The 23,780-nt window shown below is 58.6% G+C and carries 32 protein-coding genes; 16 read left to right on the forward strand and 16 right to left on the reverse strand.

The window, feature by feature from the left end; genetic code table 11:
• Positions 1–16: 16 nt before the first annotated feature.
• From WNY61_RS03325 to WNY61_RS03395, 15 genes are all read right to left on the reverse strand, one after another.
• The gene (locus WNY61_RS03325) at positions 17–298 is read right to left on the reverse strand and encodes a hypothetical protein (RefSeq protein ID WP_342850035.1); all 282 of its coding nucleotides are present in this window, start codon (positions 296–298) and stop codon (positions 17–19) included.
• A gap of 2 nt (positions 299–300) precedes the next feature.
• Complete coding sequence (locus WNY61_RS03330; protein WP_342850036.1) at positions 301–1,329, reverse strand: major capsid protein; 1,029 nt, start codon at positions 1,327–1,329, stop codon at positions 301–303.
• Positions 1,330–1,343: 14 nt separating this feature from the next.
• On the reverse strand, positions 1,344–1,718 hold the full coding sequence (locus tag WNY61_RS03335) for a head decoration protein (RefSeq protein ID WP_342850037.1): 375 nt from the start codon (positions 1,716–1,718) through the stop codon (positions 1,344–1,346).
• Between the two features lie 17 nt (positions 1,719–1,735).
• Positions 1,736–3,058 (reverse strand): S49 family peptidase, encoded by a 1,323-nt coding sequence (locus tag WNY61_RS03340; RefSeq protein WP_342850038.1) that lies wholly within the window; start codon positions 3,056–3,058, stop codon positions 1,736–1,738.
• A 10-nt stretch (positions 3,059–3,068) separates the two neighbouring features.
• The gene (gene gpW, locus WNY61_RS03345; RefSeq protein WP_342850039.1) at positions 3,069–3,305 is read right to left on the reverse strand and encodes a gpW family head-tail joining protein; all 237 of its coding nucleotides are present in this window, start codon (positions 3,303–3,305) and stop codon (positions 3,069–3,071) included.
• The gene (locus tag WNY61_RS03350) at positions 3,298–4,914 is read right to left on the reverse strand and encodes a phage portal protein (protein WP_342850040.1); all 1,617 of its coding nucleotides are present in this window, start codon (positions 4,912–4,914) and stop codon (positions 3,298–3,300) included. The genes gpW and WNY61_RS03350 overlap by 8 nt, the downstream gene beginning before the upstream one ends.
• A complete protein-coding gene (locus WNY61_RS03355) occupies positions 4,911–6,950 on the reverse strand; it encodes a terminase gpA endonuclease subunit (protein ID WP_342850041.1) in 2,040 nt (679 codons plus the stop codon). The genes WNY61_RS03350 and WNY61_RS03355 overlap by 4 nt, the downstream gene beginning before the upstream one ends.
• Positions 6,950–7,585, reverse strand: coding sequence for a hypothetical protein (locus WNY61_RS03360; RefSeq protein ID WP_342850042.1), 636 nt, complete (start codon positions 7,583–7,585; stop codon positions 6,950–6,952). Before WNY61_RS03360 ends, WNY61_RS03355 begins: the two co-directional genes overlap by 1 nt.
• Positions 7,586–7,805: 220 nt before the next feature.
• A complete protein-coding gene (locus WNY61_RS03365) occupies positions 7,806–8,375 on the reverse strand; it encodes a phage tail protein (RefSeq protein ID WP_342850043.1) in 570 nt (189 codons plus the stop codon).
• A gap of 90 nt (positions 8,376–8,465) precedes the next feature.
• Positions 8,466–9,125 carry a hypothetical protein gene (locus tag WNY61_RS03370; RefSeq protein WP_342850044.1) on the reverse strand — a complete coding sequence of 220 codons (660 nt, stop codon included), beginning with the start codon at positions 9,123–9,125 and terminating at the stop codon, positions 8,466–8,468.
• Complete coding sequence (locus WNY61_RS03375) at positions 9,122–9,739, reverse strand: hypothetical protein (protein ID WP_342850045.1); 618 nt, start codon at positions 9,737–9,739, stop codon at positions 9,122–9,124. The genes WNY61_RS03370 and WNY61_RS03375 overlap by 4 nt, the downstream gene beginning before the upstream one ends.
• A 226-nt stretch (positions 9,740–9,965) precedes the next feature.
• Positions 9,966–10,613 (reverse strand): hypothetical protein, encoded by a 648-nt coding sequence (locus WNY61_RS03380; protein ID WP_342850046.1) that lies wholly within the window; start codon positions 10,611–10,613, stop codon positions 9,966–9,968.
• Positions 10,613–11,137 carry a hypothetical protein gene (locus WNY61_RS03385; protein ID WP_342850047.1) on the reverse strand — a complete coding sequence of 175 codons (525 nt, stop codon included), beginning with the start codon at positions 11,135–11,137 and terminating at the stop codon, positions 10,613–10,615. Before WNY61_RS03385 ends, WNY61_RS03380 begins: the two co-directional genes overlap by 1 nt.
• Positions 11,137–11,901 (reverse strand): site-specific DNA-methyltransferase, encoded by a 765-nt coding sequence (locus WNY61_RS03390; RefSeq protein ID WP_342850048.1) that lies wholly within the window; start codon positions 11,899–11,901, stop codon positions 11,137–11,139. Before WNY61_RS03390 ends, WNY61_RS03385 begins: the two co-directional genes overlap by 1 nt.
• Complete coding sequence (locus WNY61_RS03395) at positions 11,898–12,482, reverse strand: hypothetical protein (RefSeq protein WP_342850049.1); 585 nt, start codon at positions 12,480–12,482, stop codon at positions 11,898–11,900. The genes WNY61_RS03390 and WNY61_RS03395 overlap by 4 nt, the downstream gene beginning before the upstream one ends.
• 453 nt (positions 12,483–12,935) lie before the next feature.
• On the opposite strand from WNY61_RS03395, the gene WNY61_RS03400 reads away from it, so the two are divergent.
• The gene (locus WNY61_RS03400; RefSeq protein ID WP_342850050.1) at positions 12,936–13,229 is read left to right on the forward strand and encodes a hypothetical protein; all 294 of its coding nucleotides are present in this window, start codon (positions 12,936–12,938) and stop codon (positions 13,227–13,229) included.
• Positions 13,230–13,349: 120 nt separating this feature from the next.
• Here the strand turns inward: WNY61_RS03400 and WNY61_RS03405 are convergent, their stop codons facing one another.
• Entirely contained in the window at positions 13,350–13,799 is a 450-nt protein-coding gene (locus WNY61_RS03405; protein ID WP_342850051.1) for a hypothetical protein, read from the reverse strand.
• Between the two features lie 365 nt (positions 13,800–14,164).
• Here WNY61_RS03405 and WNY61_RS03410 point away from each other — a divergent pair, with 365 nt between their 5' ends.
• From WNY61_RS03410 to WNY61_RS03480, 15 genes are all read left to right on the forward strand, one after another.
• Positions 14,165–14,794, forward strand: a complete 630-nt coding sequence (locus WNY61_RS03410; protein ID WP_342850052.1) for a S24 family peptidase — start codon at positions 14,165–14,167, stop codon at positions 14,792–14,794.
• Positions 14,794–15,009 (forward strand): hypothetical protein, encoded by a 216-nt coding sequence (locus WNY61_RS03415; protein ID WP_342850053.1) that lies wholly within the window; start codon positions 14,794–14,796, stop codon positions 15,007–15,009. Before WNY61_RS03410 ends, WNY61_RS03415 begins: the two co-directional genes overlap by 1 nt.
• Complete coding sequence (locus tag WNY61_RS03420; protein ID WP_342850054.1) at positions 15,002–15,343, forward strand: hypothetical protein; 342 nt, start codon at positions 15,002–15,004, stop codon at positions 15,341–15,343. Before WNY61_RS03415 ends, WNY61_RS03420 begins: the two co-directional genes overlap by 8 nt.
• Before the next feature lie 206 nt (positions 15,344–15,549).
• On the forward strand, positions 15,550–15,819 hold the full coding sequence (locus WNY61_RS03425; RefSeq protein ID WP_342850055.1) for a hypothetical protein: 270 nt from the start codon (positions 15,550–15,552) through the stop codon (positions 15,817–15,819).
• A gap of 283 nt (positions 15,820–16,102) precedes the next feature.
• Complete coding sequence (locus tag WNY61_RS03430) at positions 16,103–16,318, forward strand: hypothetical protein (RefSeq protein WP_342850056.1); 216 nt, start codon at positions 16,103–16,105, stop codon at positions 16,316–16,318.
• Positions 16,318–16,497, forward strand: coding sequence for a hypothetical protein (locus WNY61_RS03435; RefSeq protein WP_342850057.1), 180 nt, complete (start codon positions 16,318–16,320; stop codon positions 16,495–16,497). The genes WNY61_RS03430 and WNY61_RS03435 overlap by 1 nt, the downstream gene beginning before the upstream one ends.
• Positions 16,498–16,809: 312 nt before the next feature.
• The gene (locus WNY61_RS03440) at positions 16,810–17,172 is read left to right on the forward strand and encodes a hypothetical protein (protein WP_342850058.1); all 363 of its coding nucleotides are present in this window, start codon (positions 16,810–16,812) and stop codon (positions 17,170–17,172) included.
• A complete protein-coding gene (locus WNY61_RS03445; RefSeq protein ID WP_342850059.1) occupies positions 17,169–18,857 on the forward strand; it encodes a DEAD/DEAH box helicase in 1,689 nt (562 codons plus the stop codon). The genes WNY61_RS03440 and WNY61_RS03445 overlap by 4 nt, the downstream gene beginning before the upstream one ends.
• Positions 18,858–19,232: 375 nt before the next feature.
• The gene (locus tag WNY61_RS03450) at positions 19,233–19,475 is read left to right on the forward strand and encodes a hypothetical protein (protein ID WP_342850060.1); all 243 of its coding nucleotides are present in this window, start codon (positions 19,233–19,235) and stop codon (positions 19,473–19,475) included.
• A 15-nt stretch (positions 19,476–19,490) separates the two neighbouring features.
• Positions 19,491–19,760, forward strand: coding sequence for a hypothetical protein (locus WNY61_RS03455; RefSeq protein WP_342850061.1), 270 nt, complete (start codon positions 19,491–19,493; stop codon positions 19,758–19,760).
• A 2-nt stretch (positions 19,761–19,762) separates the two neighbouring features.
• A complete protein-coding gene (locus tag WNY61_RS03460; protein WP_342850062.1) occupies positions 19,763–21,607 on the forward strand; it encodes a ParB N-terminal domain-containing protein in 1,845 nt (614 codons plus the stop codon).
• 97 nt (positions 21,608–21,704) lie between these two features.
• The gene (locus tag WNY61_RS03465) at positions 21,705–21,953 is read left to right on the forward strand and encodes a hypothetical protein (protein ID WP_342850063.1); all 249 of its coding nucleotides are present in this window, start codon (positions 21,705–21,707) and stop codon (positions 21,951–21,953) included.
• Positions 21,954–22,008: 55 nt separating this feature from the next.
• Positions 22,009–22,212, forward strand: coding sequence for a hypothetical protein (locus WNY61_RS03470; protein ID WP_342850064.1), 204 nt, complete (start codon positions 22,009–22,011; stop codon positions 22,210–22,212).
• Positions 22,209–22,454, forward strand: a complete 246-nt coding sequence (locus WNY61_RS03475) for a hypothetical protein (protein WP_342850065.1) — start codon at positions 22,209–22,211, stop codon at positions 22,452–22,454. The genes WNY61_RS03470 and WNY61_RS03475 overlap by 4 nt, the downstream gene beginning before the upstream one ends.
• Positions 22,455–22,671: 217 nt before the next feature.
• Positions 22,672–23,736 carry a site-specific integrase gene (locus WNY61_RS03480; RefSeq protein ID WP_342850066.1) on the forward strand — a complete coding sequence of 355 codons (1,065 nt, stop codon included), beginning with the start codon at positions 22,672–22,674 and terminating at the stop codon, positions 23,734–23,736.
• Positions 23,737–23,780: the final 44 nt, after the last annotated feature.

Here is a 23,780-nt window from a genome sequence, read left to right on the forward strand (position 1 = left end):
GATTGCGGAGCGAGGCTTAAGTCGCGCCCTCTTCTTGCACCGCCGCCCAGATCGCATCACGCTCAGCGGCGGTGACGCGGTCACTGCCCTCGGGCATCTCGGCTTTGATTGCATCGGTCTTAGGCTTTCCGTCAACGGTGAAGCCATCGGGACCAAGCGATTGGATGGCTTCGCGGATTAGCCCACTACGGCCCGGACCTTTCGCCTCCATTGATGCTGCAATGGCGTCGTCGGAGGCGTACTGCCCCGCTTTCCTGAAAGCTCCGTCATAGAAACCCGGTTTGACTACGGTCCCCATGATCAGGCTCGACGACCGGGGATGAGCATGCCGGGCTTCGTGCAGATATGCAGCGGATAGCTGTAGATCTCCGCGCGATCCCACGCTTCACGGCCGGAAGGATCAGCCAGAAGCATCGAGTAATACTCTTGGGCCCGTCGGTTCAGGTAGCGTTTGGATTCCTGGCATGGGCCGAAGCCCACTCGGAAGACGCCGCGTGCGCCGATTGGGAAGAACTTCACCTTGTCCGTGTTGATCGCCAGCTTCGATCCGTCGTCCGTGCCGCGATAGTTGATGAAGGTGATGTTCTCGACTTCAATCGCCGAGTATCCTTCGATCCCCTCCAATGAGACCGCGCGCTCGGTGCCCAGCTTCGTCTCTTTGATCTGCGGGTGGTTAACCAGTGCGTCAAAGAATGCGTCACCACAGAGAGCCCCGATTCGGGTCGACGGCGTCCAAGCACCCTTCGAGGCGTTCTGCATGGCGCGAGCGACATCCCGGCATTTCTTGCGAACGTCAGTTGCCTCCGTCCCAAGAGAGAAGTTCACCTCGGCTGGCGGCGTGATGCCCCACTCTGTGTACCAATTGATGATTGGCGTGGTGCCGTCCGCCTCATAGACGATGCCCTGGATCGCCCCAAGGCGGTGATGTTCCCAGGTCAGCTCCAGATCGTCCATGATCGCTGTCGTGCGATCCGCCAGCTCATCAGCAACTTCAACCGTCTGCTGATCAAAGGGCAGCGCGAGGATACCGGCAAGCTCAGTGGAGTAGATCGTCGACCCTTTGGCGAGACGTGGTGCCTTGAAGAGACGGACGTCTGCACCTTCAGGGACCAGCTCTTCAAGAGGCGCGCCGAGCTCTGACGTCGGAATGAGCGCCAAAGTCCCATTCTTCTGCGCGACGGCAATGGCCGAAGAACGCGAGTAGATTGGATCGAACAGATTGAGTGAGCCGAGCAGCTGCGGCTTGAACTCGGTATTGTCCACGATGTTTTCGTCGTATTCGACTACGCCCCAACCATTCTGGTCAAAGACATCTAGTACAAGTGCCATGGGTCACGCCCTCCTTATCGGCCAATGATGCCGCGAGCCGCGAGTGCGGTCATGGCGGTGGATTTCTCGTTGTCGGTCGTGCCGTTTGCGAAGGTCAGCATTTCGGCATGAACCTCAGCATCGCGGACCGTGTAGGTCCGCCGCACATCTGCGCTCGTGGCATCACAGCCCTCGAACAGAATGCCGACAGCCGTTTCGCTGCCATCAACGCCGGCTGGGTCATAGGGCACCAGCTTGCTCGAAGCGGTGACCATGCCCAGCACAGCCCCCGCCTTTAGCACGCCGGAACCCGACGCGATGATCCCTTGCTCGCGCGACCGCATGCCCGAGGCTTCGGATACAAGGTACTGTCCCGGGCGATTGTGAATGTCTTCATTGAGTGTGGGCATTGTCCCTTACCTCTCGATCAGTGGCGCCCGCGGCGCGACAGGTTGCGTTTAGTGGCAGACTTGAGAACCGACGGATCGGTCTTACCGCTCGGCTTCGGCTGGCCGCCCAAGCCTTGGCCAGCGAGGTTTCGCTGACGCTCATAGGCTTCCGGATCGGTGTCTGGTTTGTCATCGCCAGCGGGCTGCTGTTCGACGGCCTGTGGCGCGGCGGCGAGTGCGGCCTTGACCTTCTCCAGATCATCGTCGGTGTTTTCGGCGAAGTGCTGCGCGAGGCTCTCGCGGCCTTTTGCCTCTGGCAAGCCCATGATGTCGGCGCGCCGCTTGCGGTCTGCGGCAACCGCATCTTTAGCCGCTTGGGCGGCGGCTTTATCGATGTCGGCTTGGGTGAGTGCGGACTTGTCATCCGCCGTCGATGCAGTGGTCATAGGATTCTCCTTATGCTGACCTTTTTGGGCGGCGGATGGTGCCGCCAGCTCATCATGCGCCGCAGTGCGGCGCCGATCCTTCACCGCGGGGGCCCGCGGGAAATCTGTCTCAGTGGCAAGGCGCGCCAGCGTACCCTCGAAAGTGTCGACCCGGTCTGCCATGCCGATCACCACAGCCTCTGTGCCGACGAGGACGCCACCTTGCCCAAACTCGGCCGCGACATCCTCAGCAGTGACGCCACGATGCTTTGCAACCGCATCCAGGAACACTGCTGCGAGAGCATCCGCCCGCTTCTGATAGGAAGCGGCCCCGGCCGGCGCATCGGGATCAGGGTTCTTCATCGGTGACTGCGAAGAGACGAACTCAATGTCGCGAACACCACGGGCGCGATCCTGTTCGCTTGTGTCGGTTATCCCAAGAATGACCCCGATCGATCCGACCTCAGCGCTATCGTCGATCACGACCTGCCGCGCCGCCGTTGCCAACCAATACGCGGCCGATGCGCCCATGCCGCCAACGTAAGCCACCACCGGCTTTTCAGCAGCGTAGATCGCCTTGGCGAGCTCGCCGCACCCGTTGACGGCCCCGCCGGGGCTGTCGATGTTCAGCAGGATCGACCGGATGTCGCGATTGTCGAGCGCGACTTGCAAGTCGCGGCGCAGGATTTCGTAAGACGTGGCCCCGCTGAACTCTGTAAACATGTTCGCTCGGCGAAAGAGTGGCCCCTGCACGTTGAGGATCGCCACTGGTCCGCGTTGCTCAAGAGTGGCAGAGCGGCCGACTGCCTCCGCGCGGTAAGCCTCCAAAGCTTCCGGCGTGACCTCGTGATCCCGGGCCGCAATTGTCAGAAGTTGCTCCAGCGCATCAGGCTGGATCGCCCACGGTGTCCCGAGGGCGGCGTCAAATGCATTCATGTTTGCTTCCTCAGTGGGGCCGAAAACGAACGCCCATGGCGTAGCGTTTGCGTCTCGGGGTCTTGCCTTCCGCAATCGCGCAAAGCTTATCCGCCTCAGCAATCAGCCCGTCGAGACGCGGCAAGTCCGCCTTCGTGAGACGAACCTCATCCTCACCAAACCTGACGGTCGCGGCCTTCTCACCCGTTATCAGGTCCCGGCGGATCGCTTTGAGTTCCGCTGCTTCAACGCAGGGGTCTTTAGTCATTGCTCGGCTCTCTCATTCCGTCGGCTGCGCCACCAAGTGGGCCAGCGCCTTCCCCACCGGACATGCGTCCGTGGGGCGGCGTCACCCCGGCTTCTCGGAAACGCTCTACCTCTCGCGTGATTTGATCGAGGTCTTCTTCCCAATCGCGCCCTTCTTCAGATGCAATCTGCTTCAGCGTGGTCTGTCCGGTTTCGAGCTGCACCTTGCGGGCGATGGCGTCCTTATACGGGTCTGCACTTGGCTTGGCCGGTCCGCGCCATTCGGCGTCGACAACCTTTTCGCGGTTTGCAGCGAAGGCCTGGTAGCCGCCTTTCAGCGGAATACGACCAGTGCCGATGGCCTCATCAAGCCAAGCTTCATAGATGCCCTGCGCCATAACTGACGGAATCCGCTCGCGACGCCGCGCAATTGTTGGCCAAATAGTCGCAACAGCCATGCGCACGCTCGAGTAGCTTGCGCGCGAATGGTCCATGGTCAGGCTTTCGAGCGTGACACCCAAACACCGGGCAACTTCTTGCATCAGGCCCATCTGGAACGGTTGGTATTGGGGCCCTGGCGTCGCGCTACTGTGCAGCTCCAATTCTTCGCCGGGCCCAAGGTGGTTCACCTGACTGGTGTCGCCACCGATCGACAGGCTTTTCGTCTTCAATGCATCAAGTCGATGCCCCCAGACGGACATGAGGTCCGTCGCCAAGTCTTTATTGCCTTGGAACCCGTCCATGTCATTCAGCTGCTGCAAAGCTTCGAACGCCGTTTCCGAAGGCTCGGGGCTTTTAATCGTCGCTGCAAAAGCGGTCTGCAACAGCGCCGTCGTCAGCGTGGCGTCGGCGAATTGATCTGACTGAGCGATGACCTTGAACGCGGGTGCCATGGGCGTGATGCCGCGCGGGCTGTTCGGCGTCGCGCCCCGATCCATCACGTGGATGACCTGCGCCACCGACCCCGCGCGGGCCATCACGTCGATGTCACGCTCCAATCCGCCTTCGGACCGCCGGAACCGATACGACATCGGTCGACCTAATTCATCGTGATAGATCCCCTGATCCCACCCTTCCATCGGGCTCGAATAGCGTGTCAGGCGGTGAGGCGAAACAAGCCGGACCTTTGTGCCCGTCTCCAATCCGTAGCGCCGCCGATCCCCGCGTCCCAGAAAATCGATCGTTGCGAGTGCCTCGCCGCCGGCCAGATAGTAGCGGACCGCACCGTCGAGCATTTCCTGAACACTGGCTTTGCCTTCGAGATCACATTCCCAAGGGTTCCAGGACCAGCGCCGCCATTCCCGTTCGACCATCCGGCACCACGCCGCTTTCTCTGGATCGTCATATCCCAGCGACGCAAGATCGGGCTGGCAGTTGAGCTTGAGCTCAGGGCCGATCATGTCAGCGATAATCTGATCCGTCGCACCAGCGATCCGCCCGCTGTTCTGCATGAAGTCAAAGGCGAGAGCGAAAGCCCGGGACGCGGCCTCGCGAACGTCGACCTTGACGTCGCGCGTGACGGCGCGACGCATGGAGAGGATGCCACTGCGATCGTGCCCCATATAGCGGGCTTGCGGCGCAACCTCCCGCGAGGGCATCGGCACGCCGCGATGATCGAGGAGTTTCATCATCGGTAGGCTTTCCATGAAGATTTGACGCGGGGTGTCATTGGCTCATTCTCTTTCGGCGGTGTCGCCTCAGTTTGTGTTGCCTTCACGACGGGTATTTCAGCATCGAAAAGATCACCCTGGGGGGCTTCAGGCGCGATACCGCGTTCAGCCGCTAGAGAATCCCATTGATCATCTGTCATTGAGGCCCACCCCTTTCGAAGTGCTGCAGCCTCTGCATAGTTCATCGTGTCCAAGGCTTCGTTTCGACGGGTTGGCTCGACCAGCAGCCAGGCGCTGGTCATCACGCCCACTTTATTGCGCCGCACGACCCGGGTCTCTGCAGTCAACATTCTGTAGTATTCGTCGCCAAGGTTTCTGGCAAACTGCGTGAAGCCGCGTTCGGTCGGCAACTCCTTATCCAGGTGCCCGTAAAGTCCCGCCTTCATGGAAGACACATTGAGGTTGAAGGCACGTTTCTGCGCCCTCTTAGCCTTCCCGTCCTTCCGGCGCTCAAAACGCTGCGGCATCATCAGCGGGCCGTTCTGCGTCGAGGCCCCTTTCACAATAATCACGCGGCTCCATGGATGGGTTTTGGCCCAGCTCCACACGTCGTCGGTATAGGCCCCGCCATCGATCGCTAAGATATCGAGCTGAACCGGCAATCCCAGTTCAGTCCGCCACTTCTGTTTCAACAGGGCATTGAGGTGAGCTCTGCCCGTCTCATCACTGATGTGATGCGGGATCACTTTGTAATCGATCACCCAACGGCGTCGGTTGGGACCAAACGCGACCAGCTGCGCTTCCATCCGATCATCTTGGCAATCCACACCAGCTGCAAAGATAAACCCAGTTGCCGGCAATATGCCGAGCTCCAAAACTTCATCCTGTTCTGCGTTCTCTGTCCGATCACGCAGCTGCTCCCAATCAGGGGCATCGGTGGCTTGCTCGTAAGGCAACCCTAGAACGTCATTCCAGAACACTTGCTCAATGGCAGAGCTTACTGTCGGGGTCGTGGCTTTACTCTTGGGCGCGACATCCGCATCCTTTGTTGCCGAGCCACTGCCGGAGGCCGCAAGGCGCGACCAGCCCATCACCTGCGCGTATTCGCTGGCGATGGAAGCCCAGTCTCGCTGCGGCGCATAGGCCCGCCAGAGATGAAAACCGGGATGACTTCCGGCGGCGTTCTGCGGCACCCATTTTCCGAGGCGAACAATGCGTTCTTTATCCTTGTGCCGGATCGCATCACCGCACTTTTCACAAGTGAAGTGGGCCGCGTGAAGAGCCTCCGGATTAAGGTTCTTCAAAAAGTTCTCCCAAGTCAGCGGTTGTTCATGCCCGCATTGCGGACAGGGCACATAGAAAAGCCGCTGATCTGACCGCTCATAGGCCAGCGTGATCCGGCACGTGCCTTTGATCATCGCGGTCGAGACCCGCAGGATTTTTGCGTCCTCGTAACCCGATGCCCGGCTTTCGGCCAGTTTCTCAGGGTCCCCCTTTTCAGACGGCTCAAACTTGGCAACATCATCCATGACGACCAGGCGTCGGCTTGTCCCTGTCAGGTCAGCCGGCGAACCGGCGGATGCGACCTTGATTGAACCGTTGCGATCAAGCGTTTCTTGGTTGAACGTGTTGTCCCGATTTTCGCCGCGACCTGACCCGAATACCCTGATCAGCCCCGGCGCTTGGCGGCGCATGGGCATCCACTTGTTGTTGACCCACTCGCTTGCCGCACTCCCAGTCGGATGAACAATCAGCGAGTCGAGCGGGGTATATTCGTGCCATTCCGCGATCGTCGGCTGGATCACCGAGACCGTTTTCCCCCATTGGGCCGATCCTCTGAGCGTGACTTCCCGACAGGGATGCTCCGGCGACAGCACCTCGTGGATCTCTCGCAAGAATGCGAACCGGGACACGTCGAATGGACCCGGCATCGGCGAGCGTGCATCGAACACGATGTTCTCTTCGCACCAGCGCGTGATGTCCGGCGGTGGTGGTGGCGCAATGGCTTGGGCGATGGCGCGCGCCACCACTGCCTGCGCCGGTGCCAAGAAACCCATTAGAAGTCCACCTCATCCTCTGATGGGGATAGCGCCGCAGCGTCAGCTTCAGCCGTTTTCTGTTCTGAGCGTTGCCCGCGATACTCCCGCCAAACCTGCGTCAGGATCGCGCGCGCTTCTTTAAAGTCGACACCCAGCTCATCAGCGATCCGCCGCGCGCCACCGCGCAGCACAGAACTTTCGATCGAGGCGATTTCCATTTGTATTTGCCGAGCCGTCTCCGAGTGCACCTCACTGGCAAGCACCCAGTTGCCCTCTTCGGATTCGTTCTGACGTCGGGCGCGTCGGGCGCGTTCCTCGAGTTCCTGTGTTCGCGCCAGCTCGTAACGGCTTGGGTCCTTGGCTGACAGTAATGTTGCGCCTTCGCCGTAGCGGGGAGGCTTCCCGGCATCGTCGTCGGATGTATCCTCGATCTCATCCAGGCTGCGCCGGGTCTTCGCTCCGTTGCCCAACATCTGAGCGGGATCGAGGCGCTGGCCCAGCTTTTCTGCGGCCGAGACCAGGTCAAAGCGGCGCGCACGCCCGTCGCCTTTGAAGCAGCCGTCCAAGCGCCCATCTCTTACCAACTGGCTGATCCGGCCTTTCGAAAGGTTCAGCTCATTGGCCAATTCAGTCGTGTTCAGCTGCCTGCTCATAACGCCCTTCCTGGCACCGGACAGCGCCGTCGTCTCTCCTGTCTCAAAAGGCTATGCCTAACCCATCCTATACGACCCTAAACAACCTATCGTTTAGGCTTTGGGCGTTGTTTATAATGACCTAAACCCCGGGCTGCTGCGCCCCCGTATGCAGCCAGATCGCTGGTACGGTCCCTGAATGGGGGGGGCACGGTGGGGCCTCCGCCAGCACGCCCATCGGTCAGCCAACCACCCCATTCGTCAGCCGGCGGAACTCATGCTCGATCCGTCCCGGCAGGTCATCTGCAATTCTGGTGAATGCATCAGCGGAAGCATCCTTGATCATCTCTTTCGGCACGCTGGGACCGTAGAGCTTTTCGATCGGCGTTGAGTTGCTACCGTCCGTACGCTTGAAGACGTGCCCACCTGCGACAGGCTGTCCGCTTCCCGGCGTGCCAGCAAAGATAAACGCGCCTTCGAACCGACCGGAGTTCCCCCAAGGCTTTGCCCGGACGCCATATCCGAACTGCTTGGCGCCGAATACTTTCAGCGACAGTTCTCGACCAGATGCGGTGATCGTGTATTCGAGCTTATCGAAGTTGGCGCGCCGCACCGCGAGGCCGCTACGCACCAGGGCCTGCTTCACGCCCATCTGCTTGGCAAGCGCTCGAACCACTTGGGTCTTGGACTTCGACCCAGTGTGATTGATTGCCTGGCGAAAAGCATCATGCGCTTTCTTCGTGTCACCAACTCGCGCAACACCATCCTGAAAGCGGACGGCGTTCTGATCCATGAACTCCAAACGAAACATGGCTCACCCCTTGAAACGCAAAGCGCCCGGAGAGGGTGATCCTCGCCGGGCGCGGTGGTGGTGTTGGCTCAATGTCTAGAGGGGCTAGAATTATTCAGCAAGAACTTTTTTCCAAGGTGTACGCGCAGGCAGCTCATGCGTCACATTCCACCGCGACATATCATTATGAATTTGCAGGCAAACCCGAAGCTCCAACAGAGCCGACCACCATTGCAAATAGTTCCGACGTGCCACTGCGATCTGATCGGCGGCTGGTCGAAACACGACCGGACAAACCCGAATGTCATGCCGCTTCACCTTCCGACCACTACAGTCCGCCACTTGCCCGAGTGTTTCGGTTACAGCCCGCCGACCATGCGGGTTCACATGCCAGCCGACCGGCTCACATCTCATCACCGCGCCGACATAGGCATCGGGCACCGACCGCGCACGCGCCAACTCGGCTATCTGAACGGCCATGCGTCGGCCACCGCAGCCCTCAGGCAGCACCGCAACAGCAGCGGCGACGATGTCAGCATCATGATCCGGATTGGACCGCCCGCCGCCATCGACCTTGCAGCCGAGCAGACCGCGCTGCGCCATGCGGTAAGCGTTTCCAACAGATCCATAGCCCTGCGCCAATGTGCCCTCGTCTTCAAAGTCGATCGATGCGCATTCATCAGCAAAGGCCCACTCAAGAAGGCGTTGGATGCTGATGTCCTGCCGAACGCGGCCTTGGACATCACGCGACAAGGGGCGCAACTCGCTCATGCGTCACCCCCAGCATCCTTCAACCAGCCACGCAGCATTGCTTCGGTTTCGTGGTACCGCCGCAGCCAGTTCCGCTCTTCGCTGGTTACCAAGACTTGGCGCGCGATCCGATCCTCTACCAACTCGACCCGGCGCGCATAACCAGCTGCCTTTTCGTGAACCCCCGCCCACTCGCGATCCCCGAGCGGTGGCCGCTTGTGTCCCTTCCAGAACACATATTCAGCGATCAACCGCCCCGGCACAGAGGCGGCCTGACGTCCAGCCGCCGAAACAAACCACGATCGCAGCCCCGGTACATCCTCCAGCGGCATACGCTCACGCGCTTCGGCAAACCCTAGAATGCTAATCCGGCTCGGCCAGAAAACTTTGTTCGTGCCCTCGCCCTTGGTGCGCATGCAGGCCGCCATAACCCGCAGCGACTGGTCTGAGAGGTATCCGAGGTCATCGGCCATCTGGTCCAGCTTGCGCCGCTGATCGTCTGGAGAGGTGTGATGCTTGAAGCGCATCCCATCCTTCACCAGCGGATCGATGAAGAGCCTGCGCACCCGGGCCCGATTGGTTTCCTTTGGCGCAGCGGCTTCATGCGCGCCGTCGACAGTCGTGATCTGGTCCATTTGCCCCATTCCCCTTTTCTCAGCTTCGCAAGTTATCCACAGGCAATTCGGCTGCTTTGGCGCGCAACGGTCTTTGTCTGTGTTATGTCTCTGTCTATGTCCCTGTCGTGTAGGACACTTCGGGACAGATTAACTAAGTATCTGGCGCAAAACGATAATCTCGAAAGAGTGTCCTTGAACTGTCCTGCAACTGTCCCAAGAGTGTCCACCGGACACTTTACGACACTCACGATCTCACCCCGCGCCGAATGCCCTGCCGGATATCCAGCATGTGATCGGACCACGCGAGCATTGCCTGCTCGACCCATGACGTATTCCGGTATCCAACATCTTGCTTAACCAACCACTCATCCATCCAGCGCACGGCAGCGTCATTCTTCGCCAGATCAGCCTGCAGGCCAGCAACAGTGGTGCGCAGTCGCTGGACACGCTTGACGGTGTTGGCGGCCTCCATCTTGGCCCGGTTGTCCTCTTTGCGGGATACGGCCTCGATCAAGCTGTCCAGCACTACTGGATGCATGAGCCGCAGCTCATCACCACAGCGACAAACGCGCCACTTGTGCAGTGGCCCATACTCCAATTGGCAGAGGCCTCGGAGATCAGCCTCAGTGACCATCAGCAGCTTCGAGAGGACTTCCATATCGTTTGGAAGCGTGCCCACGGGGGATTGGTCATATGCGATATTGATGAGATCGAAATAGAGCGCTCGGCACTCCGGCCGCGCTTTCAGGCGCATATCGGAGTTCAACCAACGTCGCCGCTCCCACACCATGAAAAAATGGCTGTTCAGTCGATCCTCTCGGCTCAGCGGATACTCATCGATCTCAGAGGTATCCACCAATTCGAAGGCTGCTCGCCCCACTTTCAAATCCATCAGGCTTCCCTCAAATTCGAATTTTCCAGCGCTTTGCGCGCTTGTCGCTCTCGCCGGTTCTGCTCACGCATTACCGCGCCGAGGATGGCTTGCATCGCAGACAGAGATTTCCGCCGCAGCGCGAGCGAGACGTAGTTGCGCTTGAAGCCCAACACCCGATCCGCCTCTACCATGGAGGCGAAGCGCATCCCCGCCAGCGTCACGGATTTGGAGTTACCCCCATTGTAGCGTTGAGGAAGGCCCAATGTGTCGAGCGTACCGCGCATCATGGCGGTATGAACGGCTGAGTGGGTGACGCCGAGGTGCGCCGCCGCCAGCCTTGAATTCTCAAAGCGCTGGCCGCGGATCAGCACTGGCATTGGTTCGACGCCAGGCCTACCCGTTCCAACGCGGTGCAGTGTGCCTTTGCGAGCGGCAACACGGACCGCCTGTGCGCTAACGCCGAATGCCGCAGCTACAGCCTGCGGTGTCGGATAGGTCTTACCTCGCACGTCAAGGTTGGTGTATTTCCGCCGCCCATCCATCACGCGATCTCCGCCACAGCAGCCTGGACGCGTTTGCAAGCCGCCTCGAAATGCTCTGGGCTCTTTTCAATACCCACGGCCCGGCGGCCCAGCTTTGCAGCCGCCACCAGCGTGGTACCGGACCCCATGAATGGGTCGAGTACGAGGTCGTCAGCGTCGCTGGAGTTCGCAATATACTGCGCCATCAACTCGACCGGTTTTTGCGTTGGATGAACGGCACCCTTTGGCCGCGCCATGCGCGTGATGCGCTTGTCACCACCATTGGTGATGTCGCGCGCCGCTCCCTTCCATAGGTAGAGCGTGAACTCGCTATCCTTCATGTAGTATCGCGTCCGCGATGGGCTGATCTTGTCCCAGGTCAGCAGGCTGTGAAACTTGAAGCCCGCCCCAAGAAAGCCGCCATGGGCAGCAAACAGGTTCTTATCCTCGCACATGACGTAGGCGTCACCATTGGGCCCAAGAGCGCGATAGATCGGCCCCCCGATTTCCTGCCACTTCACGACATCCATCAGCAGGCCGGTGTTGTCATAGACCTCAGACGCCATTTTGCCGCCCATCGCGCCAGACGTGTTGCCACCAGATGTCAGCTTGTATGGAGGATCCGTGACCACGAGATCAGCTTGACCACGCAAGGACGGAAGGATGTCCAGCGCATCGCCCAGATACAGCGTGCAGGGTCCAATCTGAACGCGGCACTCGGCGCCCATTTCAGCGAGAGCTACGGTGGTCGGCTCGACCCGTTCATAGCATCGGCTCGGGGTCATCGCTCATCTACCTCAATTTTGCCTTGACCATGAATCCCCTTAATGATGGGGCGATGGATTAGACCACATATCTCAACCAGATTTTTGAAGTCCTCGGAAATGGAGCTCGCAGCACTCAAGCAGCCGCCGATCTCGCTGCGCGGATCAAGAGCCTTCTCCGCGCGCCGAAGAACGCGAGCGACCCTGACCTGACCGGACTTGTCGTTGATCTTCTGAACGAGGTTGCGGACGCGAAGCTCGCGAATGCGGACTTGAAGCTGAAGTTGGTTGCCCTTCAGAATGCCGCTCTTGCTGCACAGCAAACGGAGATGCGCGCGCAAAAGTATACCATCTTCAAAACGTCCGCCGGAAATTTCGTGCGCCGTTACCAGCGCGGCGTAGATGACCCAACGCCAGACCATGACGCCTGTCCAAAATGCCTTGTGCACGGCGAAATTCATCCGCTGCATAAAGAGGGTGGAAAGCGCGTATGCAAAATGTGTAGCGCCAAGTTTTACTACGGCGAACCGCCTGAAGATGGCACAGAGGCATCGAAGGGACAAAGGTGGGCTCACTACAAGTAACGTTGAACTGCCAAGCATCTCAGGCTTCCCAGCAGGTTGTCTCCTCTCTGCGTTGCCATTCATCCTTGGCACTCCCGAAAAAGGGGCGCGCAGCCTTCTTTTGCCACGCGCCCGAGTTCAACAGGGAGGTAGTAACTGCGCCGATCAAAAGATGATCGACTGGTCGGTTGGGGCTTCGCGCGGCACCGCGCCCCATCAGCAGCAGAGGGCCATTTGATAACCCCGCCACGCGAATTGGGTGAGGCGGTGCGCATCCCCAGACGCTGCACACCGCCCCGGAACCGCGGCTCAACGGCAGGCAGATGCCGTGCCGGAGCCTGCGGATAGGAACATCTCGAACCACTCCGAGGCAGACACTGCCCAGCGGGCGAAAGTAATTGCCCGACAGTCTCGGTTCGATATGTTGAAAAAGTGCGCAACGGGAGGTTGGGTTCCCGTCGCGCGCGTCCACCAACACGAGAGGAGATCGCGATGACAGACGGTTCGAATAAACTGACAAAGTTGCTAGGTGACCAAGCGACCAACACATATGCGTTACAAGTGCAGGTAACCGCCCTGCAGCAGGTAGTCGCATCGCTGGTAGGGTTCACCGCCAAGAACTCAGCGGACCCAGAAAGCGCAGTAACTGCGTTTCTCAATCCCATCAAAAAAATCTCCGAAGAGATGCAAGAAACCAGCGAAGGGGAAAAAAAGGTGAAGTCGCAAATTGAGAAACAGTTCCACCAGATGGACAAGCAAGCTCGAGCTGTCGCTGCGACTGGCTAGCCATACCGTCTATCAGGGCCATAACCTCACGGAACTGGCCCTGATACTTCCGAATTAGCTCGATAGCGGAATCCGAAAGTTCACGAATGGCTTCGCATTCTTGAAGATTCAGTTGAGCATTCATGCTGCACCCCCATTCCGTACAACAGTCGGCTTCCCGCCAGCGGCTATGGGGGCCAGCAGTTCCATCAGCTCAACCGCAATGGGTCGCAACCCAGCAGCTTCGCGATGATCGACATGACCATCCGTGAGTGCGTCAGCCAGAAGCGAAGAAAATGCGGTTGCAGCGCACAGCGTGGGCATGTGCTCCGGCTCGTTGTCGTCACCTTTGCGCGCAGACTGGCTAATCATGCTCAGGATGTCAGAAGTGAACCCCGGCCCCAGTGCAGCGAAGAGCGAGAGAAGACCAGCAGCGCTTGGCGTACCGCCCTCCACGTAGCTGCGCAGGGTGCGAGTCTTTATACCCGTAACCTCCTCCAGCGCTTCAAACGAATATGTCTTGCCATGGCCTACGCGGAGGCGAAGAGCCGCATCGATCTTGTCCGAAAGTGCATCAGTGGAAATTTTCATCAGTGTTCCCATAGATTTGATGCGGTGTCCTTTGCAGGCTCGGCGCATGACAAAGGTTTTTGACAGAGTGGAAGGGAGGGGGGCAGCATCAGGCGGCATCCGAAGATGCAGACATATAGTCCCGCAGACGTTCTGCGATCGAAAGCGTGCAGCTACTCCCCGCTTTGAGGCGGTGGTAGAGGCGACTGTTGCCAACTGCTCGACTAGTAACGGTTGCTGGTGCAATACCGTTGTTGGCCGCAAATGTCTCGATCTCGGATATGAGCTTCTCTCTGGTCATATCTATGTATAGGGACAATAATCCCCTCACCGCAAGGGATAATCGTCGCCTAGTTTGGTCCTCAGTAGCGGAATATTGTCCCTACATGGCCCTCACGTTCTCAGAAGCACTTTCGGCTGCGTTAAGCTCCACGAAAACGCCCCTCCGTCAGATCTCTGAGAGGGCGGGCGTTTCTTACGAGCAATTGAAAAAGGTAAAACAGGGAAAATCGCAATCGACCAATGTTGATGACGCGCAGCGTGTGGCTGCGGCCTTAGGCCTCACTCTTGACCAGTTCCTAAACGGTGATTTTGAGAAACGCCCCACAGTCGCCATTGCCGGCGCAGTGGGCGCTGGCGCTATGGTGCCAGTGTTCGACGCCTATGTTAAAGGCGATGGCCCGCAGGTTGAGTGCCCACCGCAGCTATCGCCGCACGGGGTTGTTGCTGTCGAGGTGCAAGGTGACAGTATGGAGCCAATTTACTCTGCTGGCGATCTACTATTCTACACGCGCGAGGCTCCTAACGGGGTGCCAACTGAAGCTATCGGCCACCGCTGCGTTTGCGAAGATGTGGATGGCATGGGGTGGGTCAAACAAGTACGCGACGGATCGGAGCCAGGGCTGTTCAACCTGATCTCGCTGAACCCGGGCGCTGACAACCAGCATGACGTGAAACTGAAATGGGCTGCGCGGGTGCGGATGCATCTGCCGGCGGATATGGCGCGGCGAGTGTGATGGATACGAAGGTAGAACTTGAGATAGCGAAGCTCCAACTCGAGCTTAGCAAAACCCGGCTAGCGATTAGTCGACTTGCTAGCGCTGATATGAAGATACTGAGAATAGCATTCAATCTTAACGGTGATGGAACGAAGGCCGACCAGCTTTTGGATGAAGTGCGAGAGCTTCATGTAGCAATTTTCAATGACATAGGTGGATTGGAAGATGAGTGATTCACCGAGATTAGTTTGGGAACAAGACCTTGATAAGGTGACTTCGTTCTTGAAACGCGAGCACGAACTATCACATGGTGATGGAGGAGGCGATGGTGGTATGATCGAACGCATTGTGAAGCTTGAATCGGCCATGGACCACGTGCAGCGGGACGTGACAGACCTGCGCGGAGACATGAAGGACGTGAGAGACCGGCTGAAGGGCTTGGAGGTCAAAGTAGACCACCTGCCCTCCAAAGGGTTCATCGTGTCGGCTGTTTTGGCCGCGTTAGCAGTTATTGCTGCACTGCTTACTTATCAGGATAAATTACAAGCGCTACTGAACGCCGGGTAGCGCCGCATAATCCGACCTCGCCAGCCCACCAGTACCCGCCCCAGTGGCGGGTTTTTCTTTGCCCGCTGCCGGGCCGGTGGGGGTTGTATAGCATAGTGTAGCTTTCCAAAGCATCCCTTATTGGGGACATTAATCCCCTTTCTCCTTGACAGGGATTTTTGTCCCCAATAACGTCCCTCCACACCAACCCGGTACTGGAGATGACCATGCAAGCCAGCAACACCGAAACCGCCCGCGCGGTTGTCACTAACCCCGATCACTTCCACAGCCGCCCAACGATCATCGCCTGCGCGTGGGAAATCCTCATGGCCGAGCGCGGCAAGCGCGTTGATCTCAACCGCCTTGGCCGACCGGCCCATATCGTCGAGACCAAAGCTCTGAACCAAGTGTTGGCCGACTTCGACTGCCGAGCGGAACGCCTCCGTGAGCGCATTCGCCATCATGTTGCTCAGACCAGCGGCGGGGATGCAGCATGAGGCTTTCGTTCCCCGACCTTGATGCGGCAATAAACACGGCACGGGCCGCGGGCTTCAGCATCGACACACCCCACCGAAACGAACCAATCGCGCTCATGCATGGCAGCTTTCACATTGCGAAGTGGCGGAACCATTTGCGCTGCGATCGCAAGCTTTGCCACGGAGTGATCCACCAAAGCTACCCGGGCGAAGTCACTGTGCTGATACAGCCAACCTGCCCAAAAGAGCCTGCCGCCGCGCTTTGCGTCGCCGGAACCGCGGCTACGCCCCAGAAGGTGGCGTGATGTCAGAACTGCCTAAATTCGCCCGCTTCTGGATGATCTGCCGCAAACCAACTGGCCCCGTTGCACGGACTGAGCCGCGTCAACGCTACAGCACCTTCGACGATGCTGCGAGACCAGCTAGCCAGCTGGCTGAAAGCACCGGCGCGCAGCACCTCATTCTTGAAACCGTGGCGATCATCCGACCGGGCGACGATACCCAGAAAGGATTGTTCTAATGCTGACCAAGGATGAGACCGACCTCGCCCACGCGCGCGGCATTGTTGCTGACTGCTGCCAGCATTCCGACGCCGCCGTAATCGCTGCCTGTGCGACGATCCTGATCCTCGATCGAAACGGCGAGGACGCACACCGCGTGAAAGAGCTGCGCGAAACCCTCGATAAGTCAGCGGCATGAACACGCCTGCGTCACCGAACAATACAGAAACATTGGAGAACGAAGCAATGCAGGACCAGCACCCATTTTCTCTTGAGAAACTCCGCGGGCTCGACGGCAGTGGACCTTGGCTCCATGAACCCACGCGGAGAACACAATCCCGACGCTGGCCTGCGTATCTGATTGTTTTCCTCTGCGCCATGCTGCTCGCCGCCTTACTGGCCAGCATCGCCACTGCTGCAAGCACCGCGATAGCACAAATCCAGATCACGCCTCACTGTGGCGCCTGCTGATCAAGACGAGTCATTTCACACATTCCTACGCGGAGGCCACGTGACTGAACCAGCCATCCTTGCACGGCGCATCGTTACCGCGATCAATCGCGCCCGTATCAACTTGACGACTGAGGCGGCGGCACATCGGGCAATCAGCACGGCAATGACTGATGCCGGGATAGAGCACGTGAATGAAGCGCGCATCACACCGTCTGAGCGGATCGACATACTGAGCGGAAAGGTCGGCGTTGAGGTCAAAGTCGGCCATCGGCGACGAGACATCTGGCGCCAATTGGAGCGCTACGCTGCCCTGCCCGAAATCGCAGCCTTGGTGTTGGCCACTGGGATAGCATTTCCCGATGTCTCTGAAGTTGGCGGCAAGCCCCTGATCATCGCTGATCTTTCGAAAGGATGGCTATGACCAACGGTCGCCTACACAGGGTCGAAACCGGGTGGGTCGTGACAGACCTTCAGCCCCACGTTTCTATTCGGTTCAAGGATGTCTTTAAAGGCATCCCCACCGGAACTGTTCCGCCGTTTCACCTAAAGGATCGGCCCGATATAGCCGCCGACCTCGACTGGTTTATGCAGCGCTTTCCGCTGGAAATGGATCAAGAGACGGAGTGCAGTCTTTCGACAGGCGTGCGCAATTACACGCAGGGACAATCCCAGATGGACGCGTTGCGTGATGTGGCCTACGTCGCCCCAGAGCGGCCCGGCTTTAAAGATGGCGAGGCTGCGATGCCTTACCAGCGCCGAGCCGCTGAAATGCTACGCGCCACAGGCCGGTTGCTGCTTCTGGATGATGTAGGTCTAGGTAAAACGGTATCAGCGCTTGCATCAATCTCCGACGGCTGGGGCCTCCCAGCCGCAGTCGTCGTGCAGCCCCACCTCTCAGCCCAATGGGTGATCGACTACATCCAGCGCTTCACTCATCTACGAGCTATTGAGGTAAAGGATCGCAAGGTTCGTGCTTTGCCACCCGCTGATATCTACGTTTTCCGCTACAGCAACATCAGTGCTTGGGTGGACATGTTTGACCCCTTGGGAATCAAGACCGTTATCTTCGATGAAATCCAAGAGCTGCGCCATGGGACTGCCACGGACAAAGGGCGGGCAGCAGCTGCCATCTGCAACGCGGTAAAAAACCGCATGGGGCTCACTGCTACGCCGATCTACAACTATGGCTCAGAAATCTTCAACTTGGTTGAGTGCATAGCACCCGGTGCGCTTGGGTCTTGGATGGAATTTCAGATCAACTGGTGCACCACGCATGGGGCCCATTGGATCGTTAAGGAACCAGAAGCGCTAGGGGCATACCTTCAAGAGGAGGGTATCGCCCTGCGTCGTACCCATGAGGACGCTGAAGTCGCGTCTACCCTGCCGCGACTTTCAAAGACAGTAATCGAGGTGGACTGGGATGACGGAGCAGTCACATCAGACCGTGACCTCCAACGCCTCCTAGCACACCGCGTCCTATCGGGCAGCTTCCATGATCGGGGTCAAGCCGCTCGTGAGCTGGACATGCTTATGCGACAGGAGACTGGTATCGCCAAGGCCCGCTCTGTTGCCGCCTACGTCCGCACGCTGGCCGAGGCTGGAGAAGCGGTTCTAGTGGGAGCATGGCACCGCGAGGTGTACCGTATTCTGAACGAACGCCTCGCCGACCTTAACCCAGTCATGTTCACCGGAAGCGAAAGTGCGGCGGCAAAGAAACAGTCTAAAGCGGCTTTCGTCAGCGGCGAAACTAATATCATGTTGATGTCGCTGCGGGCGGGGGCTGGATTAGATGGCCTTCAGCTTCGCGCAACGCACGTCGTCTACGCGGAGCTGGATTGGTCACCCCAAGTGCACACCCAGTTCACAGGTCGCCTACACCGGCGCGGCCAGCAGCACCCCGTCACAGCCCACTATCTGCACACGGATGGCGGGTCAGACCCCGCCATCATGTCCACGCTTGGCCTCAAGGCATCTCAAAGTCACGGCATCCTCAATCCGTTTGGCGGGATGGGCGCGGCCACCCCAGTCAATGAAGGCCGGATCAAAGAACTCGCGCGCCTCGTGTTGACGCAAGAAACCAAGCTCGCAGGAAGGGCGACACAATGATCTGGAGTAGAATTGAGATTGAAGAGTGGACGGTGGGATTGACCTTGTCTCACATTTTCACGCTGCACATCGGCCCATGGAAACTGTCGTGCGTACCACGCGGATCGCAACTCTACAGAGACTTCCAGCGCATCCGCGCATCCAAACCCAGCCAATATGGGAGGCACCATGAATAGAGCGATGCGAGGACTGCCGAAGAAAGAACAGGCCGCCCTCTTGGCGTGCGAGAGAAAGCGCCGCCGAAGCGGCGAATGGGGCCCATGGGAAACGCTTACCCTCATGCCAGGACAGGCCGGGAGCGGTTGGGCGGCCTTCATCACCACTGCCCACTGTAACAAGGTGTTTAGCGTCCTCGACCGACCGGCTGAGGGAGGCGTGAGGCATCTCGCCGTCAGCAGCCTTTCAGGCAAGCGCCTAACATGGCCAGAGATGCAGCGCATCAAGGATGAACTGGCTGGGCTCGATGCGACCGCGATCGAGGTCTACCCACCGCGCGATCATGTGATCGATGGGGCCGACATGTTCCACATTTGGGTGCTGCGCGGACGGCTTCCGTTCGGATTGCACCTCGACACCATCCCGCCCGCCGCAACTGAGTTGCGGGCGCAATCCATCTAACCGAGGAGGCCAGCCGTGTCTGATCCAGTGCACATCGACGATCGGTATTCCCACATTCAGAATGATGGTCCGAATTGGCGCATCCAGGACCGCGAGTTTGCTGGAGAAGAATTCGACATCCCCAAGCGCTTTGCTGCCACCCCGGGCATCGCGGTGAAGCTCTTGGAGCACATCACCGAAAAGCAGCAGCAGGCCATCGAGGCCGGATTTCGAAGCGGCCGAAAATTCATGCAGCACGATCTACGAAACCTTCTCGGCCTTAACCGCAACACCGCTGGAGAATGAACATGACCGACCAGACCCCGATGTCGACCACTCGCACCGCGCCACTGGATGAGCTCACGCTGCATGCCTTCAACCCTCGCCAGGTTCACGACCCCGAGGACATCGCTGCGCTCGCGATCTCGTTATCGTTGAACGGCCTGATGCAGAACCTCAACGCGCTGGAGGAGGACGGGAGACTGGGAGTCGTTGCTGGCGGTCGGCGACTGCGCGCCCTCGAGCATTTGCGCTCCCAAGGAAGCGATTTCGCGAACAGCGCCGATATCGATTTTTACGCGATACCGGTGCATGTGACTACTGATCCAGCATTGGCCCGCAGCTGGGCAGGCTCCGAAGGCGCGACGCAGCGCCCATTGCACCCTGCCGATGAAATACGTGCCTATGCCGCCATGGTAGACCACGGCAGCGATGCCGATCAGATCGCGGCCGCCTTTGGTCAGTCTAAAGCGCACGTGCAGCGCCGGCTAAAATTAGCAGGCCTGTCCCCGGCGACACTCGATGCCTTGCGGTCGGGATCAATCACCCTCGATGTCGCCCAGGTACTAACTGTCACCGGCGGCAATGAACGTGAGGCTGAAGCATTAAAGCTGGCCACAGACCACCGCTATTCAGCCGATCGGTTGCGACATCAGTTAATGGAAGGCAACCTGCCCTCCTCCGATCGCCGTGTGCGATATATTGGGCTGGACTTATACCGGGCTGAAGGCGGAACGCTGGATGAGGACCTCTTCAGTGATCAGTCGCGTCTGCACAATGTCGAGCTCGTGGATCGGCTATTCCAAATTAAACTCCAGAAAGCCGCGGAGGATCTTCAGGCGGCCGGAGGTTTTGCCCGCGTCATTCCGATCTTTGATACATGGGTAGGCTACCAGCACACCGAAGGCATGAGCCGGATATACCGGCATTCGGTCGAGCTGCCTGAAGCAGATGCCAAGCGGCATGCTGAGCTTTGCGAAATGGGCGAGACCCAGACCTTCACCGCGGAAGAGAAAGCGGAGTTTGACACCCTCGAACAACGAATGCTGGGCGACTACGACGATGAGGAGCGCGAAGCCGCAACCGTTTTTGCAATGGTAGATCGCAATGGCGAGTTGGAGGTCAGCTCAGCGTATCTACCCGCCAGCCGGGGCAATGGCTCAAGTGCGGGCTCAAATGACAATGAGGCAGAAAGGGTAGCTCCGAAACCACCTATTACCCAAAGCGGGATCGAGGACCTTCGGCGTATCGAACGGTTGGCATTGCAGGCGCGGATGATTTCTCAGCCGGAACTTGCGCTCGATCTTCTGGCATTTCAACTCTGGACCGAGATGCCAAGTTTTGCAGGGCCATTCAACATCCGCGCTGAAGAGCAGCTGAGCCTGCCTGAAGTGGCCAACAGCCTCACCGTCGATAAGCGGGTCACAGGCGAAGACGATGAACAGGCCTCAGCGTCCCACGAGAATTTCGACGAGGAGTTCGATGCCTTTATGGCTAAGGGCAAAAAGCACCGTAATCAGGTGCTGACCACCCTACTCGCCCGGACCATGAACGCACCATTTGCAAGCCCCGCCAACCGCGCACTGCTACGCAGGTTGGACATTACCCCGCGCAGCATTTGGACTCCAACGGCGGAAAGCCTTTTCAATGCCTGCCGATCAGAGGCCCTCGACAGCATTTGGCGTGAGCTCGTGGTGACCGATGAGCGGGAAGATCAGATGGACCGGTTCGCCAAGCTGAAGGTGGGCGAAAAACGCAAAGAACTGGAGAAGCTATTCAACGACGCCAGCACGCAGGAGGCCTTGGGTTTGAGCCGCGCCGAGGTTGCGGCGATCGACAGTTGGCTTCCAGACATCATGAAGAAGGGGCTGTAATGCACCTGATTGATCATGCATTCCATCTTGCCACACCCATGTTAACTGGAGTGCTGAAATCCGCAGCCCTCGCCGGCCTGTTGTGGAGGGCCGTCGCATGACGCAGGTTACCATCGGCAGCCCCAAACTGAAGTCGAACTACGAAGGCGTTCCGAAGAACCGTGTGCGCTTCAGAAATCCTAACACAAATGAATATCTTCATCTGTCCGGTTCCGGTCGGACCCAGGGCACTGATTATGCCTGGGTTGGTACCCGCGCTCAGGCGCGAGCCTTGCGCGATCGAGCGCTATCCGAGGACAAGCACTGGCCGTTCACCGCAGTGAAAGCGAACGGAGGTAATCAATGAGTTTCGCGCGCCCTTCGGCCACTAATTTCAAAATCGCTCTCGAAGGAGCACGATGATGGAAAACCTGTTGAACTTTGCATTGGTTGCGTTCTCAGCCAGCGGCCTCTTCGCCGGTTCCGGAGCGCTTTTTGCCTGCGGCCTGCGCATGTGGATCAACGCGAAGGACCGATACCGTCTGATTATGGACGCCTATGCCGCAGGCTTCGAAGATGGCGCCCAGCTTTTCCCAAGAGTCGCTGAAAGGAAGGGCCGCCAATGACTGAACCCCGCTTCGGCAAAGTAAAATACGCCACGATCCGTCGTGACTTTGACGAGCTGCGCTCAGCCATTCGCAAGCACAACAGCTTTGCGACAGAAGCGGCATGGGAAAAATGCGAGCGTTGGATGGAGGCGATTTCGCCCGCCGCGTTGCAGGCCTTTGATGAGCGCGAGGACGAGGACGCGCTAAACTCCAAACCGCAGGACGCTAGACCCGGCCAGAAAAGGTTTGGTCATGACTGAAGAAAAAGACCGGGCCATTCGTGCCGTCCCTACAGATGAGGAAATCTAAAATGCCTCAGCCACTACTCAAGCCGATAGAAGCCGCAAGCTATTTAGGGGTCTGCACAAAGACCTTGCAAGAATGCCGCCGTCACGGGCTAAAGTACGTGAAGGTCGCCAAGGGGGCGATCCGCTATCGCGCAGACGATTTGGAAGAGTACATCGAGGCCAAAACAGAATGCCATTCAGAACCAAAAAGACCCGCATCTATCAGTACGACATCGTCGTCAGGGGTGATCGCCTTCGAGGCTCTTGTGGGACGGAAGTCTATGAGGAAGCCAAAGCGATAGAGGCAGCCATCCGGGCTGACGCCAGGCGAAATGCTGCCCGGGGTACCGACTACACGCTGTCTGAAGCGCTAGGCACCTACATCAATGACAAGATCGTCGGCCTGCCCTCTGAAAGCACCACAAAAAGCCAAGCTCGCATCATTCTCTCGCACATGGACGGCAAGAAGCGCATCTCCAAGCTGACCGATGCCGACATCATCCAGTACGCCGCAAAGCATCGCGCCACTTGCGCCAATAGCACCGTGAACCGCCACCTGCAGATGCTGGGCCGCGCGATCCGGTACATGGGCAAGATCTACAAATGCGATGTTCCGCAGATCGATTTCAAAGTGGCCGAGACGAAAGAACCGCGGGAACGCGTGCGCGAGCTGACGACAGATGAACAGACCAGACTGTTCGCCGCCCTGCCCCAGGAGTTTCACCCGATGGTCGCTTTCGCGCTGATGACCGGCGCTCGTATCAGCACAATCACTGGCTTGCTATGGCGGGACGTAGACATGACTCACCGTGAGATCACGTTTCGCCTGAAGGGCGATGAGCTGATGATCTTCCCGATCAACGGCGAGCTAGCCGCATTGCTCTCTGCCCTCCCCAAATCAAACGTGATGGAGAGCCGTCGCTACGTGTTCACCCGTGTCGACGGCCACTCGGCCGAGCGGATCCAGATCGTCGCTAGCGGTGGTGTATTCGGGACCGTCTGGCGCAAGGCGCTGCTGGATGCCGAGATCGATAACTTCAGATTTCACGACCTACGGCACACCTTCGCGACCAGGATGCTGCGGAAAACGCAGAACATTAGCTTAGTCTCCAAGCTGCTGGGGCACACCAACATCGAAACGACCAGCCGCTATGCGCATGTTTTGACAAGTGATCTGCGGGATGCACTGGATGGGTTTTCGGTCATGCCATCAACTTGCTCCCTAGGGCCGCAATTAGGGAGGAATTTGCCCTAGTTCCCGTAGCTACAAGTCTATCCCGATGCGACGGACAATTTGAT

Origin of the sequence: Sulfitobacter sp. AS92 (assembly GCF_038900015.1) — a bacterium.
GTDB lineage: Bacteria > Pseudomonadota > Alphaproteobacteria > Rhodobacterales > Rhodobacteraceae > Sulfitobacter.